This is a genomic window from Thermophilibacter gallinarum, from assembly GCF_014982725.1.
Taxonomy (GTDB): Bacteria; Actinomycetota; Coriobacteriia; order Coriobacteriales; family Atopobiaceae; genus Thermophilibacter; species Thermophilibacter gallinarum.
On the sequence record NZ_JADCJZ010000003.1, the window covers coordinates 99,605 to 119,097 of the forward strand.

The 19,493-nt window shown below is 67.6% G+C and carries 18 protein-coding genes; all 18 read left to right on the forward strand.

The window, feature by feature from the left end:
• Positions 1–15: 15 nt before the first annotated feature.
• The 18 genes from INF26_RS07115 (at position 16) to recA (ending at position 19,451) form a co-directional block, all read left to right on the forward strand.
• On the forward strand, positions 16–1,329 hold the full coding sequence (locus INF26_RS07115) for a zinc ribbon domain-containing protein (protein ID WP_193530241.1): 1,314 nt from the start codon (positions 16–18) through the stop codon (positions 1,327–1,329).
• Positions 1,330–1,393: 64 nt separating this feature from the next.
• Positions 1,394–1,810, forward strand: coding sequence for a nucleotide exchange factor GrpE (locus tag INF26_RS07120; protein WP_193530242.1), 417 nt, complete (start codon positions 1,394–1,396; stop codon positions 1,808–1,810).
• Complete coding sequence (locus tag INF26_RS07125; RefSeq protein WP_193530243.1) at positions 1,807–4,170, forward strand: FtsK/SpoIIIE domain-containing protein; 2,364 nt, start codon at positions 1,807–1,809, stop codon at positions 4,168–4,170. The genes INF26_RS07120 and INF26_RS07125 overlap by 4 nt, the downstream gene beginning before the upstream one ends.
• Positions 4,171–4,183: 13 nt before the next feature.
• Entirely contained in the window at positions 4,184–4,435 is a 252-nt protein-coding gene (locus INF26_RS07130) for a hypothetical protein (protein WP_193530244.1), read from the forward strand.
• A gap of 14 nt (positions 4,436–4,449) precedes the next feature.
• On the forward strand, positions 4,450–4,707 hold the full coding sequence (locus INF26_RS07135; protein ID WP_193530246.1) for a hypothetical protein: 258 nt from the start codon (positions 4,450–4,452) through the stop codon (positions 4,705–4,707).
• 9 nt (positions 4,708–4,716) lie between these two features.
• Positions 4,717–4,962 carry a hypothetical protein gene (locus INF26_RS07140; protein WP_193530248.1) on the forward strand — a complete coding sequence of 82 codons (246 nt, stop codon included), beginning with the start codon at positions 4,717–4,719 and terminating at the stop codon, positions 4,960–4,962.
• A 10-nt stretch (positions 4,963–4,972) separates the two neighbouring features.
• Positions 4,973–5,977, forward strand: coding sequence for a hypothetical protein (locus INF26_RS07145; RefSeq protein WP_193530250.1), 1,005 nt, complete (start codon positions 4,973–4,975; stop codon positions 5,975–5,977).
• Between the two features lie 30 nt (positions 5,978–6,007).
• Positions 6,008–6,325, forward strand: a complete 318-nt coding sequence (locus INF26_RS07150) for a hypothetical protein (protein ID WP_193530252.1) — start codon at positions 6,008–6,010, stop codon at positions 6,323–6,325.
• 163 nt (positions 6,326–6,488) lie between these two features.
• Positions 6,489–6,767, forward strand: coding sequence for a 30S ribosomal protein S15 (gene rpsO / locus INF26_RS07155; RefSeq protein ID WP_193530253.1), 279 nt, complete (start codon positions 6,489–6,491; stop codon positions 6,765–6,767).
• A gap of 129 nt (positions 6,768–6,896) precedes the next feature.
• Complete coding sequence (locus INF26_RS07160; RefSeq protein ID WP_193530255.1) at positions 6,897–9,128, forward strand: polyribonucleotide nucleotidyltransferase; 2,232 nt, start codon at positions 6,897–6,899, stop codon at positions 9,126–9,128.
• Between the two features lie 282 nt (positions 9,129–9,410).
• Positions 9,411–11,075, forward strand: a complete 1,665-nt coding sequence (locus INF26_RS07165; RefSeq protein WP_193530257.1) for a ribonuclease J — start codon at positions 9,411–9,413, stop codon at positions 11,073–11,075.
• A 3-nt stretch (positions 11,076–11,078) separates the two neighbouring features.
• Positions 11,079–13,556 carry an FtsK/SpoIIIE family DNA translocase gene (locus tag INF26_RS07170; RefSeq protein WP_193530259.1) on the forward strand — a complete coding sequence of 826 codons (2,478 nt, stop codon included), beginning with the start codon at positions 11,079–11,081 and terminating at the stop codon, positions 13,554–13,556.
• 4 nt (positions 13,557–13,560) lie between these two features.
• The gene (locus tag INF26_RS07175) at positions 13,561–15,126 is read left to right on the forward strand and encodes a RodZ domain-containing protein (RefSeq protein ID WP_193530261.1); all 1,566 of its coding nucleotides are present in this window, start codon (positions 13,561–13,563) and stop codon (positions 15,124–15,126) included.
• Between the two features lie 39 nt (positions 15,127–15,165).
• Positions 15,166–15,663 carry a YajQ family cyclic di-GMP-binding protein gene (locus INF26_RS07180; protein WP_193530263.1) on the forward strand — a complete coding sequence of 166 codons (498 nt, stop codon included), beginning with the start codon at positions 15,166–15,168 and terminating at the stop codon, positions 15,661–15,663.
• A gap of 13 nt (positions 15,664–15,676) precedes the next feature.
• Positions 15,677–16,999 carry a 30S ribosomal protein S12 methylthiotransferase RimO gene (gene rimO, locus INF26_RS07185; protein WP_408647520.1) on the forward strand — a complete coding sequence of 441 codons (1,323 nt, stop codon included), beginning with the start codon at positions 15,677–15,679 and terminating at the stop codon, positions 16,997–16,999.
• A gap of 1 nt (position 17,000) precedes the next feature.
• Entirely contained in the window at positions 17,001–17,594 is a 594-nt protein-coding gene (gene pgsA / locus INF26_RS07190; RefSeq protein WP_193530265.1) for a CDP-diacylglycerol--glycerol-3-phosphate 3-phosphatidyltransferase, read from the forward strand.
• 2 nt (positions 17,595–17,596) lie between these two features.
• Positions 17,597–18,118 carry a CinA family protein gene (locus tag INF26_RS07195; protein WP_193530266.1) on the forward strand — a complete coding sequence of 174 codons (522 nt, stop codon included), beginning with the start codon at positions 17,597–17,599 and terminating at the stop codon, positions 18,116–18,118.
• Positions 18,119–18,344: 226 nt separating this feature from the next.
• Complete coding sequence (gene recA, locus INF26_RS07200; RefSeq protein ID WP_193530268.1) at positions 18,345–19,451, forward strand: recombinase RecA; 1,107 nt, start codon at positions 18,345–18,347, stop codon at positions 19,449–19,451.
• Positions 19,452–19,493 lie beyond the last annotated feature (42 nt).

The following is a 19,493-nucleotide window of genomic DNA, read 5'->3' on the forward strand; positions in this document are numbered from 1 at the left end:
TCAAAGGAGATGCCCATGTTCTGCGAGAAGTGTGGAAACCCCCTGAACGAAGGGACTCAGTTCTGCCCCAAGTGCGGCGCGCCGGTCGCCGCAGCGGCCCCGGCTGCCACTGCCGCTGCGCCCGATCTTGCCCCGAGCGCCAACGCCTCCTCCGGTAAGATCGCCGACGTCCTCGACCAGAACTACTACCAGCTGCTCCGCGTGGCCCAGACGGCGACCGAGGACGAGATCCGCTCTGCCATCAAGACCGAGAGGACGCGCTGGTCCGACCGCGTGCCCAAGGGCGGCGAGATCGGCGCCAAGGCCCGCGCGGTCGTGGCCCGAATCGCCGACGCCGAGGCGACCCTTCTCGACCCGACGGCGCGCGCCGAGTACGACAAGAGCCTCCAGGACAGCGGTGAGCCCGTCTACCAGCCCACGGTCCAGCCCAACGAGAAGGACTGGCTCGACGAGACCTTCAGCCTCTTCCTCAACGGCGACATCGACATGGCCGACTTCGCGCTCGGAAAGACGCTCGCCCAGCAGCCGAACAACCCCAACGCATGGTTCCTCGCCTCCATCATCTACATGTCCCAGAACAAGTACGACGAGGCGAACCGCGCGGCCCAGGAGCTCCTGCTCATCGACCCCGGCAACCCCTCTGCCTACGGCGTCCGCGGCGACTACTTCCACGACAAGGAAAAGAACATCGACAAGGCGATCGAGCAGTACGAGCGCATGTACCAGACCGCGACCGCACGAGAGAACGACGACTACGCCCGCGAGGCGCAGGAGAAGATCGCCAGCATGAGGATCGAGAAGCTCATGAACGAGGAGGTCCCCAACATTATTCGCCTCGAGGACGAGGCCGGTTCGGCCGTCGGGCTCAACCCGCGCCGCGAGGCTTTCGAGCGGCTCCAAAAGTACACGAACAACGTGAGGAGCCAGGTGCACGAGATCTATGATGCGGTTCCCGAGCCCTCCGACTGGTTCAAGCAGTACAACAAGGAGCAGCTCGACATTCTCGACGAGTGTGTCAAGGGCTATGAGGCCGGCCGGGAGGAAGACGAGAAGTACTTCCAGAGGCCGCTCATCGCTAACGGCATCGTGCTGGGCGTCGTTCTCGTCGCGACCCTGATCGGCGGCCCGCTGCTCGGCCTCCTCGCGCTTCTTCTCGGCGTCGGCGTCATCAACTTCCTCAACAGTGGTGCCGCCTTCGGCTTCGAGGTTCTCAGTCCCAACACGAACAACTGCTTCATGGCGACCATGGGCCGCACGAGGTGTCTCCTGATCGAGCTTGGGATGATCCTGATCGGCTTCTTCATCCTCGCCACCTTCGGGGCTCGCTAGGGAACGCTCTCATGGCGAGCGAGCGGCGTGGTTGACGATGGATGCGGGGAGCAGCGCGACTGAGGTGATCGCCCAGAGGCTCGACGAGCTGACGGACCTCTTCCGCAGGAGGCTTTTGCAGGACAGGGCCCAGGCGCGGGCAGTCGAGGCGCTGAGGGCGCAGGTCGACGACCTGCGCCTCGCGCCGCTGTGCCGCGAGCTCATCCTGCTCCTCGACCGCATCGACGCATCCGAGGATGACTTCGCACGCTCGCTGGGCGAGGAGCTCGAGGAGATTCTCGCGCATTACGGTCTCGAGCGGATTCCTACCACCCCCTCCTTTGATCCCGCTATCCAGAGGGTCGTCTCGACGCGCCCGAAGACGGGTGCGAAGGAGGGGGCGGTTCTCGAGGTCGTCCGGGAGGGGTACGCCCTCAACGGCTCCGTGCTCCGACCCCAGCACGTCATCGTCGCATCGGGACCACGGGAGGTGCCGTCATGAGCGCGTCAGGCTTTGTCGACAGGCTCGCCGTCGCCTCCACCATCTCGCTCGGACGCGCTCGCGTCCCGGTGGATTGCGTCGGGACGGCCAACATCTGGATTGACGAGGATTTCACGCCTCGAACGCTGCGCATCGCCCAGGAGATCGTGGTCAAGGCCCTGTGTGGGACGGCGCCGGGAGACCTCGAGCTTGCCTTCTTCGACTACAGCCTTCGTGGCGTCGCGGCCCCGTTCTCCTCTCTCTCGGAGGCCCATCTCCTGAGGACGCTTCTCACCGAGCGTGACCTCACGGACTACATCGCGTCCCTCAAGCGACACATCCAGGGTGTCCGCAACGTGATGCAGGGTCGCGAGGAGAGCCTCGTCTCCTTCCGTCGCGTCACGGGGCGCGCCGTCGAGAGCTACCGGCTCGTCGTCATCTGTGCGGACATGTACCTCCTGGACGACCGCACCAAGGAGGACCTCTCGATTCTTCTCAGTGCGGGGCCCGGAGCCGGCGTGAGCTTCCTCATCGTCTCGCCCTCCGACGCGGAGTTCGATTTCCTCAAGAACCGCTGCGTCGCCGTTGACCCCCGAGCCCTGGATCCCGAGGTGTCCGCCGAGTTCATTGTCGACGCGTGCGAGGAGCTGCTTCGCAGGGTCGACTCGCGCGCCGCCGACCCCGTGCTCTTCTCGGACGTCGAGGACCTCGGCAGAATGTGGTATGCCGACTCCACGGACGGGGTCACCTTCTCCGTGGGCCGCTTCGGCCTCGACACCGTGCGCATCACCATGGGCTCCAACAAGGAGCAGCGCCATAACGCGTTGGTTACCGGTGCGGTCGGCCAGGGAAAGTCAAATCTCATAGCTGTCATCGTCCACAGCCTCTGCCAACGATACTCGCCTCTTGAGCTTGAGCTCTACCTGCTCGACTTCAAGGAGGGGGTAACTCTGCAGGCGTATTCCAACGTGGATCACGAGGAGTACCTCCCGCATGCCCGTGCCCTGGGGCTGGAGGCCGACGTCGACTTCGGCATCGCAGTCCTGAACCACCTCTTTGCGGTCTATGAGAGGCGCATGCGGCTCTTCAAGCGCTCCGGCGTGCAGAACCTCAAACAATATCGGGAGAAGACGGGCGAGGTCGTGTCTCGCATCGTCGTCGTCATCGACGAGTTCCAGATGATGCTCGAGGAGAAGGGCACGGCCAAGGAGGTCGTCGAGCTCCTCTCCCGTTCGACGAGGTTGTTCAGGGCGGCGGGCATCCACTTCATCCTCGCCTCCCAGACCATTGCCAGCGGCGTCTACCTCAGCAAGGACTCCGACATCTTCGCCCAGACCCCAATCCGGCTCGCCCATCGCAACTCGGTGCGCGAGTCGGAGGCGACGCTCGGGATGGGCAACACGGCGGCGGCCGACCTCAGGATGGGAGAGGCGATCGTGAACCTGGACTACGGTGCGGTGGCTTCCAACCGCAAGGTTCAGGTCGCCTGGGCGGACGACGCCCTCCTCGCGCGGCTGAGGCGCTCGTGGTGGGATCAGGCAAAGTCCGAGTTCGCCGCGCCGTCGGTATTTGACGGGAGCCGCGCGGTTCGTCTCGTTGACGCGGTCGATGCTCTCCGCCCCCTGCGCGGGAAGCGCCCTCAGCTGCTGCTTGGGAAGACGATCTCCGTCGATGACGCGCCCCTCCTCGTCGACTTTGCCGACGAGCCCGGGCGAAACCTCGCCGTCTTCGGCGCAGGTGAGGACCGCCTCGAGGCGGAGGACGGGCTGTCCAACGCCGCAATCGGCATGGTCGAGGCGGCGGTTATCTCTCTGGCCTGGGGCAACGAGCTCGGCAACGCCGAGTTCGTCGTCTGCGACCTCTGTGACCACGACACCTCTCGTCGAAACCACGTTACGGGGATCTCCCACGTCGTGGAGTCGCTCGGCCTTGCCGTCCAGACCCTCGACGCCGGCGCCTTCCTCGACAGGGTCCGAGAGCTCTATGCCGAGCTTCCCTCGCGTAGCGAGGAGTCGGACAGGGTGTATCTGGTGTGCCTGTGCATGGAGAAGGCCGGCTCTCTGCCGCCCGAGGTCGGACGTCTCGCCAAGGACGGCCCCGCGCGCGGCGTCCATTTCATCACCTGGTGGCAGAAGGCGAGCTCGTTCGACGGCCGAGACGGAATGGGTCTGGACGGGGCGCGCTACTTCGACGCCAAGGTCCTGCTGCGCCTCGACGAGACCGAGACGCGCCATCTCCTCGGTCCCTTTGTCTCCTGGGGCGGACGGAGGAACCGCGCCCTCGTGAGCGACTCGGTCTTCGGCTCGGAGCCGGCGACCGTCATTCCGTATCTGCCCCTCGATGCCCGTGGGTGCGAGGGCATCTTGTCCGGGCTCGTGTGAAGGGGGTGGTCCCATGAACGACCTGCGAGCGCTCATTGACTGCTATCTCGACGAGCTCTCACGGTACAGCGCACGACTTGTCCAGATGCAGCTGACCCTTCAAGGGCAGATCGCCGATCTCTGCAACGAGTTCTCCGGCGCGGACAGGGGCGAGGTGCAGGACTTCATCGACTGCATGGTCAGGGCCAGGGAGTCCTACTCGAATGCCGGCGACATCATCTGGAGGGCCAAGGAGAAGCTCGAGGAGTATTCGTCTCAAATCTAGTGAAGGGAGAACGCATGTCGGTGCAAGACAGGATCGACTTCATGACCCAGGCGCGGGTCGACACCGAGAACGGGTCGGGGTTCGCCATGAGCATCGCCCAGCAGCTCGAGGATATCGCCGCGGAGATGTCGAGGGAGCTGGCTGGGAGCCGCAGCGGCGAGGAGGCGGCGCAGGCCGTCGACATGGCCGCGGAAGAGCTCAGGTCTATCTCCGCCGAGCTGTCCAGCGCTGCGAGCGACATGGGCAACTATCTCAACGCACTCAGGAGTTAGGGGGCAACGATGGACGACCTCAAGGGCTACGTGCTCGACATGAGCGAGCGTGTCGGAGAGCACGTGGAGACCGCCCGGGCGCGCAAGGAACTCGTGGAGAGCCAGGCGACGGCCCTCTCGACCAAGATGGGCGGCTTCGACTCGAACAAGGACTTCGTCACCTACCTCCGAAGGGCCGCCGAGCAGTACGCGTGCATCGATGCGACGCTTCGAAGGGCTCAGAGCCAGCTCGAGTACTACGCAGACCGGATCTAAGGGGGCTTCGATGGCAGACGATGGGCTCATGCGTCACAGAATGTGCTTCGCGCTGCTTCACGCGAAGGAGGCCGGATATACGAGCGGGGAGGAGACGCACGACCAGGCGCTCGACGACCTCGCGAGCATGTGGGGACTTCTCGACTCGGCTTCCGCCAAATCAGAGAGGCTGCGTGGCCTCGCTGAGGCCGTGCGGGACAACGCCCGCGCTGGGTGGCCAAACGGGGCGATCGTGATCGGCAACTATGCCAACGAGAGCGGCGTCGTGAACGACGACCCGATCACGGTCCTTCTCGCGTTGTCGTTCTCCCAGCTGGCGAGTGGGGGAGCCTTCGAGCCCGCGGCCAGCTTCGTCGAATCGGCCCTGGAGGGACCGATCGACCCCACCCCCGAGCAGGAACGCGTCTGCGCCGCGATCATGTGGCTCACCAACTACCGCGACTTCCGCAGCGACATCGACCGCACTCCTCAGCTTCCCTTCGGAGGGGTCGGGGCCGACACCCCCGAGCAGGAGGAACTCATCGACCGTGGGTTCGACAAGCTCGTGGGCTTCGCAAGAAAGGCCGGGTTCAGGGGCGACGGTCACTTCGACGAGGACGCGTCGCTCGCCGCCACCGTGCTGTCGGACAACTTCCACGACCATCTCGTCGTCGCCGGCCGTCGCCTCCCCGCCGCGGCCCAGCTCGCGGACGCCATGTATGCTCACGCGGAGGATTTCAACGAGCGTTGCGCCGAGCTCACGAGGCTCGTGATGTCGAGCGGGCTCTACCACGCGGACCCCGTGCTCGGCTCCATAGCCGTGGCGGTCTTCTCGATGAACGCCCGCTCGTGCGCGGGCAGCTTCCTGTGCATGGCATGGCTGGTCAACGCGATCAAGCTCGACACCGGGACCAAGGACTACCTGCCTGCGGACGAGTACCTCGAGACCTACGTCTCGGAGCGGGTCATCATGTCGGCGCTCGCGTGGTACGTGAACTGGGACGGCTTCCGTGCCAGGCTTGCACAGCTCGCCTAATGCGAAAGAATCAGAGCGAGGAGGTTAGTCATGGGCTTCTTTGGCGGCAACTACCAGGTCCTGAAGGTCGGCGCCTTTGGGGGCGAGACGGTCGTGCTCGACAATGTCACGCGCGATGAGGCCGAGCGCTACGTCAGGGACAACTCCGGGGCGTTCGGCGCCGGAGACTATCGCGTCGTCGAGAAGGGCGCGCGCTTCTTCGGAGGGTCCTACCGCGTCGTGAAGAAGGGCTTTCTCTCCGACGAGGTGGTCCTCGACAACGTCGACGAGTCCACTGCCGAGCGCTACGTGCGCGAGCACTCGGGCTTCCTCGGGAACGGCGACTACGTCATCGAGAAGCGCTGGTAGACGAGACCTGCAGTCGTGGAGAAGCCGCGCAGGCGAGAAGGACCTTACGTCCGCCGTTCGGCTGTGCTACACTACCGCAGGTCAGTACCCCGTACCTGGTGGCCCGCCAACTGCCTGACGGCCATCCCAGTTCGGGGCGAATCTATGTGAAAGGTGGTTTGACATGGCAGTTTCCAAGGAGCGCAAGGCCGAGCTCGTCGCCCAGTACGGCAAGGGCGAGAAGGACTCCGGTTCCGCCGAGGTGCAGGTTGCCCTGCTCACCGAGCGCATCAAGGGCCTCACCGAGCACATGAAGGTCCACCCGAAGGACTTCCACACCCGTCGCGGCCTGCTGATGCTCGTCGGCAAGCGTCGTCGCCTGCTGTCCTACATCAAGGCTCGCAACATCGAGGAGTACCGTACCCTCATCAAGAGCCTCGGCATCCGCGACAACATCCAGTAAAGCGGTTCTTCGGAGGGGCGCCCGCGGGCGCCCCTTCTTTGGTTTGTCCGCGAGAAGCGCGGACGGGCGGCCGGGAGGCCGTCGAGACGGCCCGCCTGCAACGGGGCAGGCGGAGATAAGGGAAAAGAAATGGCTAAGGTTACACACGAGTTCGACCTCTACGGCAAGCACTACGTGCTCGAGACCGGCGAGCTGGCCAAGCAGGCCACCGGCGCCTGCCTCGTCAAGTGCGGCGACTCCACGGTCCTTCTCACCGCGGTGGTCTCCAAGGAGCGCAAGGACTACGACTTCTTCCCGCTGACGGTCGACTTCATCGAGAAGATGTACGCCGTGGGCCGCATCCCCGGCGGCTACCTCAAGCGCGAGGCGCGCCCGTCCGAGAAGGCCACCCTCACGGCCCGCATGATCGACCGCCCGCTGCGCCCGTCCTTCCCGGCCGGCTTCCGCAATGAGGTCCAGGTCGTCGCCACCACGCTGGTGGCCGACCAGGTGAACCCCGTCGACACCATCTGCATCATGGCGGCCTCCGCGGCCCTCACCGTGGGCGGCGTGCCCTTCGAGGGCCCGCTCGCCTGCGTGCGCATCGGCCGCGACCGCGACACCCACGAGTTCATCGTGAACCCCACCTATGAGGAGCGCGACAACTCCGACCTCGACCTTGAGCTCGGCGGCGCCGAGGGCTTCATCTCCATGCTCGAGGCCGGCGCCGAGGAGATCTCCGAGGAGGACATGCTCGCCGCCATGGCCTTCGGCCAGGAGGCCATCGCTGCCTTCTGCGCGGAGCAGAAGAAGTTCTTCGACAAGGTCCGCGAGGTCAACGGCGAGTTCCCGGTCCGCGAGTACATCCTCGACGAGCCCATCCCCGAGGTCCACGACCGCGTCTTCGCGCACTACGACGAGATGGAGGCCGCCCTCAAGGACGCCGACAAGCTCTCCCGCATCGGCAAGGTCGAGGCGCTCAAGGCCGCCATCAAGGCCGAGTTCACCGAGGAGGAGCAGGCCCAGTGGAGCCGCGCCATCCCCGTCGAGCTCAAGTCCCTCGAGAAGCACGCGATGCGCCTCATGGTCGTCGAGACCGGCGAGCGCGTCGACGGCCGCACGCCCACCGAGGTGCGTCCGCTCATGGTCAAGGGCGACTACCTCCCGCGCGTCCACGGCTCGGGCCTCTTCCAGCGCGGCCAGACCCAGGTGCTCTCCGTCTGCACCCTCGGCATGCTCAACGAGTGGCAGCGCCTCGACACCATCGAGCCCGTCGACGGCAAGCGCTACATGCACCACTACAACTTCCCGCCGTTCTGCACCGGCGAGACCGGCCGCATGGGCAGCCCCAAGCGCCGTGAGATCGGCCACGGCAACCTCGCCGAGCGCGCCCTGCTCCCGGTGATCCCGTCCGAGGACGAGTTCCCCTACACGATCCGCGTGGTCTCCGAGGTCATGGAGTCCAACGGCTCCTCCTCGATGGGCTCGACCTGCGGCTCCACGCTCGCCCTCATGGACGCCGGCGTGCCCATCAAGCGCCCCGTCTCCGGCGTCGCCATGGGCCTCATCCAGGAGGAGGGCAAGACCGTCGTCCTCACCGACATCCAGGGCCTCGAGGACTTCCTCGGCGACATGGACTTCAAGGTGACCGGCACCACCAAGGGCATCACCGCCATGCAGATGGACAACAAGGCCACCGGCCTCACGCCGGAGATCCTGCGCTCCGCGCTCATGCAGGCGCACGAGGGCCGCATGTTCATCCTCGACGCCATGCTCGACGCGGTGCCCTCCGTGCGCGAGAAGACCAAGGAGTCCGCGCCCCAGATCATCAGCCTCCAGATCCCCACGGACAAGATCCGCGACGTCATCGGCTCCGGCGGCAAGGTCATCCGCGGCATCCAGGAGGACACCGGCGCCACCGTGGACATCCAGGAGGACGGCACCGTCTTCATCGCGGGCGTCGGCGGTGCCGGCGACGCGGCGGCCGAGCGCATCAAGGCCATCGTCAAGGTCCCCGAGGTGGGGGAGGAGTACACCGGCCGCGTCGTGGGCATCCAGCCCTTCGGCGCCTTCGTCGAGCTGCTGCCCGGCAAGGACGGCCTGCTCCACATCTCCCGCGTCGCCCAGGGCCGCGTGGACAAGGTCGAGGACGTCCTCAACATCGGCGACGAGGTCAAGGTCCGCGTCCTCGAGGTCGACGAGAAGGGCAAGATCAGCCTCGACCGCATCGACAAGCCCGAGGCTCCCGCCGGCTCCGGCCACGGCCGCTCCCACGAGGGCGGAGAGAAGGGCGGCCACCGCGAGCACCGTGGTCCGCGCCGTCGTCCCGGCGACAACGGCGGCGACGAGCGTCCGCGCCCGCGTCGTCACCACGGAGCCTAGCGCGACGTCATCCTCTGACGTGTAAGGGCGGCCCGGGTGTTCCTACGAGAAGTGCGCTTCGCGGAACTTCTCTCCGGAACACCCGGGCCGCTTTGTCAGTCGGCTGGGGCGCTTACCTGAAGGGTGAGGCTGAGGGTTCTTCTCGGGCCTCGTGCTCCCGTGGAACCATCGTGGAACCTCTTGGGTCGACGTGCTTCTCGTTTACAATCGAACCATATGCGAATTGGCACGGCCACGGGCCGTCTGACATAGCCATAAGCCGACGAAAGGATCCACCCCGGAATGCCCAAGAAAGACATCGCGCTCAAGATCATCCCGCTGGGAGGCTTGGCCGGCATCGGCAAGAACATGACCGCCTTCGAGTACGGAGACGACATGGTCCTCGTCGACGCCGGCCTCATGTTCCCCGACGAGGCCCAGCCCGGCATCGACCTCATCCTTCCCGACTACACCTACGTGCTCGAGAACGAGGACAAGCTCCGCGGCATCATCATCACGCATGGTCACGAGGACCACACCGGCGCCCTGCCGTACCTCCTCGCCGACCTAACCCGCAAGGTCCCCATCTACTCGAGCAAGCTCACCCTGGGCATCATCCAGGGCAAGTTCGACGAGCACAACATCAAGAACCCCAAGACGCGCGAGGTGAGTGACGGCACCACGATCACGCTCGGCGCGTTCACGATCACGTTCTTCTCGATGACGCACTCCATCCCCGCGGCGTTCGGCATCTTCATGTCCACGCCCGCCGGCACGGTGATGCACACCGGCGACTTCAAGTTCGACCAGACCCCGATCGACGGCCGCCGCCCCAACTTCCACGCGATCAACAAGTTCGGCGCCTCGGGCGTCGACCTGCTGCTCTCGGACTCGACGAACGCCACCAGGCCGGGCTTCACGCCCTCCGAGGCCGCGGTGGGCCGCGACCTGCGCCACGTCATCAAGAACGCCAAGGGCCGCGTCTTCGTCGCCGCCTTCTCGAGCCACATCCACCGCCTCCAGCAGATCTGCGACGCCTCGGTGGCCGTCGGCCGCAAGGTCGTCGTCACGGGCCGCTCGATGCTCACCAACACCCGGGTCGCGCGCGAGCTCGGCTACCTCAGGATCGCCGAGGACGACATCATCGATGCCTACGACGTCGACCGCATCCCGGACGAGAAGGTCGTGGTGCTGTGCACCGGCAGCCAGGGCGAGCCGCTCTCCGCGCTCGCGCGCATGGCGACCGGCGAGCACAAGTCGCTCTCCATCCACGAGTCCGACACCGTGATCATCTCCTCCACGCCCATCCCCGGCAACGAGAAGAGTGTCCAGTCGATCATCAACGAGCTCTCCAAGATCGGCTGCGAGATCTACGACAAGTCGAAGGGCACGGTGCACGTCTCCGGCCACGCGAGCCAGGAGGAGCTCAAGCTCATGCTCGCCATGGCGCGCCCGCGCTACTTCATGCCGGTCCACGGCGAGGCCCAGCACCTGCGCGCCCACGCCGAGCTCGGCGTCCAGATGGGCGTGCCCGCCAGCCACGTCTTCGTGCTCGACAACGGCGACTCGCTCGAGATGGTCAAGCACAAGGTCCGTCGCGGCCGCGCCGTCGAGTCCGGCGTCGTCTACGTCGACGGCGGGACCGTCACCGAGGCCAACCCCGTGGTCCTGCGCGACCGCCAGAAGCTCGGCGCCGACGGCGTCATCACCGCCAGCGTCGTCGTCTCCAAGCGCGGGGGCTCCGTCAGCGCCGTCGAGGTGCTCGGGCGCGGCCTCTCCTCCTCGGCGGAGGGCCTGCTCGCCTCCGAGGGGCGCGAGGCGGTCCGTTCCCAGGTCACCAAGCTCATGGCTGGTGACGGGGCGAGCGTCGACGCGCTCAGGCGCGGCGTCCGCAACTCGCTCTCCAACCTTCTCTGGAACAAGACGCACACGCGGCCGATGATCATCCCGGTCGTCATGGAGGTCTAGCGCATGCCCGCAAACCGCACCTCAAACGCAGCAAAAAAGGGCAGCTCCAAGTCTCGCTCCCGCTCCGCGGCCGCGCGCGCGGGCTCGGGCGTGCTCGTCGGAACCGTCCGCGGTGACATCGTCGGCATCGTTCTCGTCGTCGTCGCCTGCGCCCTGCTCGCGGCGCTTCTCGTCCCCTCCACGGCCGTCGTCACGAGCGCCGTCCGCGACTTCCTCGCGCTCTCCTTCGGCGTCGCGGCCGCCCTCGTCCCTTGCGCCGTCCTCGCCTTCGCGTGCACCTTCTTCGTCGACGGCGAGCAGGGGCTGCCCGGTCGCATAGCGCTCGGCTTGGGTCTCGTCGTCATCGCCATCCTCGCCATGGTCTCGCTCAACGCGCCCGCTTCCGCGGCGAGCCCCGAGTCTGTCTTCGACCCCGAGGTCGCGCGCGCGACGGGCGGCTACGTCGGCGGCGCCCTCGCGTGGGCGCTGCTCACGCTCCTCGGAACGGTCGTCGGCAACATCCTGCTCGTCGGCGTGATTCTCGCCGGCGTCGTCGTGTGCGGCTTCTCCGTGTCCGGTGCCGTCTCGCACGCCCGCGAGCGTCTCTCCGCGGCCGCGGCCGCCCACGACCAGCGCGTCCGCGAGCGTCGCGAGCGCGAGATCATCGACGCGGCGGCCGACGAGGACCTCGTCGCCGCCCCCGCACAGTCCCTCTTCGACGCCCCCGCGCCCGAGGAGGAGGGGGCGACCACCTTCATCGGCAACAGGAAGACGACGGTCCTCAAGCGCGGCACACGTGGTCGAGCCCAGGGGCGCGCCGCCCTTCTCGACCCGGTCCAGGAGGTCGCGCCGACCGCCGCCCTCGAGCACGTCGCGGCCCCCGAGCCGAACGCGGAGGCCGCGTCGGACGCCTCCGCGGTGCCCGCGTTTCTCGGCGCCGCCGCCAAGAAGGGGAAGGGGAGGGCCAAGAAGGACCAGAAGGCCGCCCCGAAGGAGCCGCCCGCCACGCTCAGCCGCCCCGGTGACGGCGACGAGACCTATCGGCTCCCGCCGCTCTCGATCCTGCGCGAGAACCCCGACGCCGGCGCCTCGTTCACCGGGGATGCCGAGCTCAGGGCTACCGCAGAGCGTCTCCAGGGGACGCTCGAGGAGTTCGGCCTCACCTCTCGCGTGGCCGGCTGGATCGCCGGCCCCTCGGTCACCACGTTCAAGATCTCCATGGGCGAGGGCGAGCGCGTGAGCAAGATCGTGAACCTCGAGGACGACATCGCCCTCTCGCTCGCCGCAAAGTCGGTGCGCATCTTCGCGCCGATCCCGGGCACCTCGCTCGTCGGCATCGAGATCCCCAACGAGAAGCCCCAGCCCGTGTTCCTCTCCGACGTGCTGCCCTACGCGACCGGCGGCCCGCTCGACTGCGCCTTCGGCCGCGACTCCGAGGGGCGGCCCATCGTGGTCGACCTCGCCGGCCTTCCGCACCTGCTCGTCGCCGGCACCACCGGCTCGGGCAAGTCCGTGCTGCTCAACGCCATCATCATGTCCATGCTCATGCGCGCCACCCCCGAGCAGGTGCGCCTCATCATGGTCGACCCCAAGCGCGTCGAGTTCACGGGATACGCAGGCCTGCCGCACCTCTACGTGCCGGTCGTCACCGAGCCCCGCCAGGCCGCGAGCGCCCTGCAGTGGGGCGTCACGGAGATGGAGCGCCGCCTCAAGGTCTTCGAGCACTACAAGGTGCGCGACATCAAGACCTTCAACAAGAACGTCGACGGCGAGAAGTACGCGGACATGGAGAACCCGCCGAAGCACATGCCGTACTTCGTCATCGTCATCGACGAGCTCGCCGACCTCATGATGGTCGCCGGCAAGGACGTCGAGTCGTCGATCGTGCGCATCGCGCAGCTCGGCCGCGCCGCGGGCATCCACCTCATCGTCGCCACGCAGCGCCCCTCCGCCGACGTCGTCACCGGCCTGATCCGCGCCAACATCGACAACCGCGTCGCGCTCTCGGTCGACAACTCCATCAACTCGCGCATCATCCTCGACCAGAAGGGCGCCGAGCAGCTCCTCGGAAAGGGCGACATGCTCGTCAAGCTCCGCGGCAAGAAGCCCCGGCGCGCCCAGGGCTGCTGGGTCTCGGACGAGGAGATCGAGAAGACCGTCGCGTTCATTCGCGATCAGGTCGTCGCCGACTACCACGAGGACATCCTCACGGCCGTGGTCCCCAACTCGCCCGGCGGCGCAGAGGGTGGCGCGCGCTCCGACGACGACCCGCTGATCTGGGAGGCTGCGCGCATCGTCGTGGACTCCCAGCTCGGCTCGACCTCGGGCCTGCAGCGGGCGCTCTCCGTCGGGTATGCCCGCGCCGGCCGCATCATGGACATGCTCGAGGCAAAGGGCGTCGTCGGACCCGCTAACGGCTCCAAGCCGAGGGAGGTCCTGCTGGACAAGGACGGCCTCGAGGAGCTGAGAGTCGCCGAGGAGACGTACCGGGAGGTCGAGTAGGGAGATGGCCATTCCCCGCTTCAGTGAGATACTCGCCTCGCGCCGTCGTGAGCTCGGGCTCACGACCGCGCAGGCTTCGCGCGTGCTCAAGTTGCGCGAGGACGTGCTTCTCGCCTTCGAGAACGGCGACTACGGGCACATGCCCCAGAGCGGCTACGCCCAGGGCATGCTCTCGAGCTACGCGCGCTACCTCGGGCTCAACGCCCGTGAGATCGTCGACCTCTTCACCGAGGAGCTCTACGAGTACCAGCACGGGACGTCGTCGCATGAGCTCAGGCGTCGCACCCGCCACACGCAGTCCGGCCGCATCATCTCCGGGTACGAGACCCCCAACGAGGTCGAGTCCCGCCCGAAGGCCTACGTCGAGTACCGGCCGCTGCTTCCGAGCGGCGGCGGCCCCGCGGGCGACCTCGGTGACTTTGCGACCACGGCGCCCGCGCGCCCGCGCATGTCGGTGCCCCTCGCCGGCGCCGGGACGGCCGCTCCCGGCACGCGGGGCTACACCGGCGCCCCGGCGCGCGAGGACGAGCGCCCGGGCCGTCGCGGATCCGGGCGACCCTACAACGCCCCGTCCGCGCGCGAGCGCGAGTCTTCGAGCACGTCACGGCGCAGGCCGCCCGCCTCGCGCCGGCGCGGAATCGACCAGACCGCGCGGCTCGACGGCGCCCGCGGCTATCCCGCCCGGGGAACGCGGGGCGCCGACGGAGCCGTCTACATGCGCGACGACGTGAGCACGCGTCGGGTGCGCGCGGGGGAGTACACCGACGACCTGCGCCTCGACGGCGAGGCGCGCCCGTCGGTCTCCGCCGCCACGGCGTCGGGCCGTCGCTCCTCGCGCAACATCGCCAACGTCGAGCGCCCCAACGTCCGTCGTCGCGCGCCGCGCGCGCAGTCCGACGGGTCGCGCGGGCGCCGTCCGCCGGCGCGGGGCGGCCTCGTGGGACAGTTCCTCTCCGACCCCCGCAGGGCGCTCTTCGCGCTCATCCTGCTGCTCGCCGTGGTGCTTACGGCCGTGCTGGTCTTCTCGGTGAGCTCCTGCGTGAACGCTCGCAACCAGCCGGCGACCGGGCAGGTCGTCCCAGTCCAGAGCACGGACGGGACCCAGTCGGACGACGATGGCGCCGCCGGTGACAACGACGCGACAGACTCTGACGAGCCGGCAGCGGACGCCGCGGACGACTCAGAGGGCAAGGACGCCGACGCCGAGCCCGCGGAGGGCGCCGACGACGCGGCGGCCGAAGACGGCAAGGACGCGAAGGCCGACGAGCCCACCGAGACGGTCGTCGAGGTGAGCGTCGCCGAGGGCTCCGTCTCCTGGGTCGAGATCACCTGCGACGGAAAGAGCGAGGTGGCCGAGAGCGTGACCGGCCCCTGGACCAAGTCCTACACCGTCGAGGACTCGATTTCCATCCAGGTCGCCAACCCCGACGCCGTGACCGTCACCAAGAACGGCGAGAAGGTCGCCCTCTCCCAGCGCGCCGGCGGCCTCGGCTCCGTCAAGATCGACGGCACGCCGGCCGTCAAGGCCGACGCCTCCGCCGACGGGAGCGCCGCCGACGAGGGCGAATAGCAAACGTTCGGGGCGCCGCCCCGGGAACAGGAGTTGAGCATGGCAAAGGAATCCAGCTTCGACGTCGTCTCGGTCGTCGACATGCAGGAGGTCGACAACGCGTGCCAGCAGGCCGCGCGCGAGCTCACGCAGCGCTACGACCTCAAGGGCACGGGCGCCACGCTCGAGCTCTCCAAGAAGGAGGGGGTCTTCAAGATCGCCGCCCCCTCCGAGTTCGTCGCGTCCCAGGTTCGCGACATCCTCGGGTCCAAGCTCGTCAAGCGCGGCGTCGACCTCACCGCGGTGCGCTGGGCGGACCCCGTGTCCGCGTCCGGCATGAGCGTCCGTCAGACGGGCACCGTGATCCAGGGCATCGACCAGGACACCGCCAAGAAGATCGCCAAGGACATCCGCGACCTCAAGCTCAAGGCCAAGGCGACCGTCGAGGGCGACAAGCTTCGCGTGAGCTCCGCCTCGAAGGACGTGCTCCAGTCCGTCATCGCCGAGCTCAGGCAGCGCGACTACGGCCAGCCGCTCCAGTTCGTCAACTACCGCTAGCGAGGGGAGCATCGTGCGCTTTCTCATCGTCACGCTCGGCTGTGCCAAGAACGAGGTCGACTCGGACCGCATGAGGGCCCTGCTGCTCGCCGACGGCTTCGAGGAGACGGCCGACGTCGCAAACGCCGACGTGGCCATCGTCAACACCTGCTCCTTCCTCGCCTCCGCCACCGAGGAGTCCGTCGAGGCGACCCTCTCCCTCGCCGAGGAGCGCGCGGAGGGCGTCCGCGACCTCCCGATCGTGATGTGCGGATGCGTCCCGTCTCGCTACGGCGACGCACTCGCCTCCGAGCTGCCCGAGGTCGCTGCCTTCGTGCGCGCCGAGGACGAGGACGGGATCGTCGCCGTCGTTCGACGCGTGCTCGGCCTGGGGGAGAGCGACGGAGAAGAGAGGCCCGAGACGCTCCGCACCGTCGAGGGGACCAGCGCCTTCGTGAAGATCTCCGAGGGTTGCGACCGGTTCTGCACCTTCTGCGCGATCCCCTACATCCGCGGGCGCTACCACTCGCGCCCCGCCGACGAGATCGTCTCCGAGGTGCGCTCGCTCATGGAGGGCGGCGTCCGCGAGGTTGTCCTCATCGGCCAGGACACCGGCGTCTGGGGCTGCGACCTCGGCGAGGGGGAGACGCTTGCGTCCCTGCTTCGTCGCGTCGCGGAGGCCGTCGGTCCCTACGGCGGGTGGGTCCGCGTCCTCTACCTTCAGCCCGAGGGCATGACCGACGAGCTGATCGCCACGATCCGCGACGTGCCCGAGGTCCTCCCCTACATCGACATCCCCATCCAGCACTGCTCCGCGCGCGTGCTCAAGGCGATGGGTCGCAGTGGCTCCCCCGAGGAGCTGCACGCGCTCTTCGCGCGCCTTCGCTCCGAGATTCCCGGCATGGTTCTCAGGACCACGGGGATGGCCGGCTTCCCCGGCGAGACGGACGAGGAGGCCGAGGAGCTCTACGAGTTCATCTCCGAGGAGGCCTTCGACTACTGCTCCGTGTTCGCCTACTCCCAGGAGGACGGCACCGCGGCGGCCCGCATGGCCGACCAGGTGGACGAGGACGTCAAGCTCGAGCGGACACAGCACCTGATCGACCTTACCGAGCAGCTCGGCTTTGCCGCCACCGCCTCGCACGTGGGCGAGCGCGTCCGCGTCATCGTCGACGGCATCGAGGAGGGCGAGGACGGCCCCGAGCTCATCGGACATGCCTGGTTCCAGGCGCCCGACTCCGACGGTGCCGTGCACATTCCGTACGGCGAGGCCACGGTCGGCGACATCGTGACCGTCGACCTCGTCGACTCGTTCTGCTACGAGCTCGTGGGCGAGCTCGTGGGGGAGGGTGAGTGACATGGCCGGCGAGAAGGACATCTGGACGCCCGCGAACATCGTGACCTGCGTGAGGATCGCCTTCATCCCAGTCTTCATGATCGTGGCCGCCATTGCGGACATCCGCGACGACGCCCCCCTTGCCGTGGCTGCGTTCCTCATCTACGCGACGCTCTCGCTCACGGACAAGCTCGACGGGCACCTCGCGCGCTCGCGTGGCGAGATCACCGACTTCGGCAAGTTCCTCGACCCCATCGCCGACAAGCTCCTGGTCTTCTCGGCACTGCTGCTCCTGCTCTCGCACGGCTACGTCTCCGTGTGGGTCGTCTTCGTCATCCTCGCCCGAGAGTTCCTCGTGAGCGCGCTGCGCATGGTCGCGGCCTCCAACGGCGAGGTCATCGCGGCCGACAAGCTCGGCAAGGCGAAGACCGCGGTCACGATGGTCTCGCTCTGTGCGTACTATCTCTACCTCGCCCTGGACGCCGCGGGTATCTATGACCTCGCTGGACCCGTATGGCTCCTCGCCTGGGACCTCATGATGGTCGCCGTTGTGCTCACCGTCATCTCCGGGGCGCAGTACTTCTATAACGCCCGCCACGTCGTCTTCGGGAGATAGCGATGGGGGAGCGCTCGATCTTCTCGGACGACCCCGAGCTGTACGGTGCCTGCTCCGAGCTTCTCGACCTTGCGCGCGCACGGGGCGTCACCGTCGGCACCGCCGAGTCGTGCACCGGCGGGCTCGTCTGCGGCGCCCTCACTTCCGTCCCGGGCTCGTCCGACGTCGTGCACGGCGGCGTCGTGAGCTACGCGATCCCCGTGAAGCACGAGGTCCTCGGCGTCTCGGGCGACGTCCTCGACGACCCCTCCCTCGGTGCCGTCTCCGCGGAGTGTGCCGAGCAGATGGCCTCGGGCGCCCGGTGCGTGCTCGGGTGCGACTACGCGGTGTCCGTCACCGGCATCGCCGGACCGGGCGGCGAGGAGCCGGGCAAGCCCGTGGGGACCGTCTGGATGGGCGTCGCGGGCCCGGACGTGGCCGCGTCACGGCTCTTCCGCTTCGAGGGCGACCGCGCGGACGTGCGTCACGCCGCCGTCTCCGCCGCGGTCGAGCTCCTGCGTGCCGCGGTCATGGAGAGCCTGTGAGCCTTTCGTCTCTCGTCCTGGACGCCACCTGGCGGTGAGAATTCCGACCGGGCCCGCTGCCTCGGGTCTCACGGCGTGCGGCAGTCGGCCCGGCAGCTTCCGGTCAGCCAGCGGGGAGCGAGCGTCACTTTGGCGCAAGAGCGTCCCGGTACGCTTTTCCCAAACCCGTTGACACAGAACGGGTGTTCGTATACCATCGCATCGGAACGCGAACAAGGGAGCTGGAATGGCCAAGAGCAAGGGCATCACCAAGGAGATTCGTCCCCGCACCACCGGCGAGGAGCGTCAGAAGGTAATCGACGACACCACCAGCGAGATCGAGAAGAAGTTCGGCAAGGGCGCCATCATGCGCTTCGGTGACGACGGCCCCAGCCTCGAGGTCGAGGCCATCCCGACTGGCTCGATCGCGCTCGACGCGGCGCTCGGCATCGGAGGCGTCCCCCGCGGTCGCATCGTCGAGATCTACGGCCCCGAGTCCTCCGGCAAGACCACGCTCTCCCTCGAGATCCTCGCCGAGGCGCAGGCCATGGGCGGCGTCGTCGCCTTCATCGACGCCGAGCACGCGCTCGACCCGGGCTATGCCGCCCGTATCGGCGTGGACATCGACGAGGTCCTCATCTCCCAGCCGGACACCGGCGAGCAGGCGCTCGAGATCTGTGACATGCTCGTCCGCTCCGGCGCCATCGACGTCGTGGTCGTCGACTCCGTCGCCGCGCTCACCCCGCGTGCCGAGATCGAGGGCGAGATCGGAGACTCCACGGTCGGCCTTCAGGCCCGCCTCATGAGCCAGGCGCTGCGCAAGCTCGCCGGCTCGCTCTCCAAGTCAAACACCACCTGCATCTTCATCAACCAGCTGCGCGAGAAGATCGGCGTCATGTTCGGCAATCCCGAGACCACCCCGGGCGGCCGCGCGCTGAAGTTCTTCTCGTCCGTCCGCATGGACATCCGCCGCATCGACTCCATCAAGAACAAGGACGAGGTCATCGGCAACCGCGTCCGCGTCAAGGTCGTCAAGAACAAGGTTGCCCCGCCCTTCAAGCAGGCCGAGTTCGACATCATGTACGGCCAGGGCATCTCCAAGGAGGGCTCCATCCTCGACATGGCCGTCGACTACGAGGTCGTGAACAAGTCCGGCGCCTGGTACACCTACGGGCAGGAGCGCCTCGGCCAGGGTCGCGAGGCGGCGAAGGAGTTCCTCGCCTCCAACCCCGACCTCATGGAAGAGATCGACCACAAGGTCCGCGTCGCCTGCGGGCTCGAGCTCGGTGACGAGCGCGTGGGCGAGATCGTGGAGGGCGTCGAGGTTCCCGGGCTCGACGGGGACGCCCTCTAGTGTCTGCCCCCGCCTTTTCCTGGGAGGTCCGCCTGCCCGAGC

Excerpts from the sequence above, each read along its gene's own strand:
- INF26_RS07115 (WP_193530241.1), top strand. The coding sequence starts at position 16 with ATGTTCTGCGAGAAGTGTGGAAACCCCCTGAACGAAGGGACTCAGTTC.
- INF26_RS07125 (WP_193530243.1), top strand. The coding sequence starts at position 1,807 with ATGAGCGCGTCAGGCTTTGTCGACAGGCTCGCCGTCGCCTCCACCATC.
- INF26_RS07130 (WP_193530244.1), top strand. The coding sequence starts at position 4,184 with ATGAACGACCTGCGAGCGCTCATTGACTGCTATCTCGACGAGCTCTCA.
- INF26_RS07135 (WP_193530246.1), top strand. The coding sequence starts at position 4,450 with ATGTCGGTGCAAGACAGGATCGACTTCATGACCCAGGCGCGGGTCGAC.
- INF26_RS07140 (WP_193530248.1), top strand. The coding sequence starts at position 4,717 with ATGGACGACCTCAAGGGCTACGTGCTCGACATGAGCGAGCGTGTCGGA.
- INF26_RS07145 (WP_193530250.1), top strand. The coding sequence starts at position 4,973 with ATGGCAGACGATGGGCTCATGCGTCACAGAATGTGCTTCGCGCTGCTT.
- INF26_RS07150 (WP_193530252.1), top strand. The coding sequence starts at position 6,008 with ATGGGCTTCTTTGGCGGCAACTACCAGGTCCTGAAGGTCGGCGCCTTT.
- rpsO (WP_193530253.1), top strand. The coding sequence starts at position 6,489 with ATGGCAGTTTCCAAGGAGCGCAAGGCCGAGCTCGTCGCCCAGTACGGC.
- INF26_RS07160 (WP_193530255.1), top strand. The coding sequence starts at position 6,897 with ATGGCTAAGGTTACACACGAGTTCGACCTCTACGGCAAGCACTACGTG.
- INF26_RS07165 (WP_193530257.1), top strand. The coding sequence starts at position 9,411 with ATGCCCAAGAAAGACATCGCGCTCAAGATCATCCCGCTGGGAGGCTTG.
- INF26_RS07170 (WP_193530259.1), top strand. The coding sequence starts at position 11,079 with ATGCCCGCAAACCGCACCTCAAACGCAGCAAAAAAGGGCAGCTCCAAG.
- INF26_RS07175 (WP_193530261.1), top strand. The coding sequence starts at position 13,561 with ATGGCCATTCCCCGCTTCAGTGAGATACTCGCCTCGCGCCGTCGTGAG.
- INF26_RS07180 (WP_193530263.1), top strand. The coding sequence starts at position 15,166 with ATGGCAAAGGAATCCAGCTTCGACGTCGTCTCGGTCGTCGACATGCAG.
- pgsA (WP_193530265.1), top strand. The coding sequence starts at position 17,001 with ATGGCCGGCGAGAAGGACATCTGGACGCCCGCGAACATCGTGACCTGC.
- INF26_RS07195 (WP_193530266.1), top strand. The coding sequence starts at position 17,597 with ATGGGGGAGCGCTCGATCTTCTCGGACGACCCCGAGCTGTACGGTGCC.
- recA (WP_193530268.1), top strand. The coding sequence starts at position 18,345 with ATGGCCAAGAGCAAGGGCATCACCAAGGAGATTCGTCCCCGCACCACC.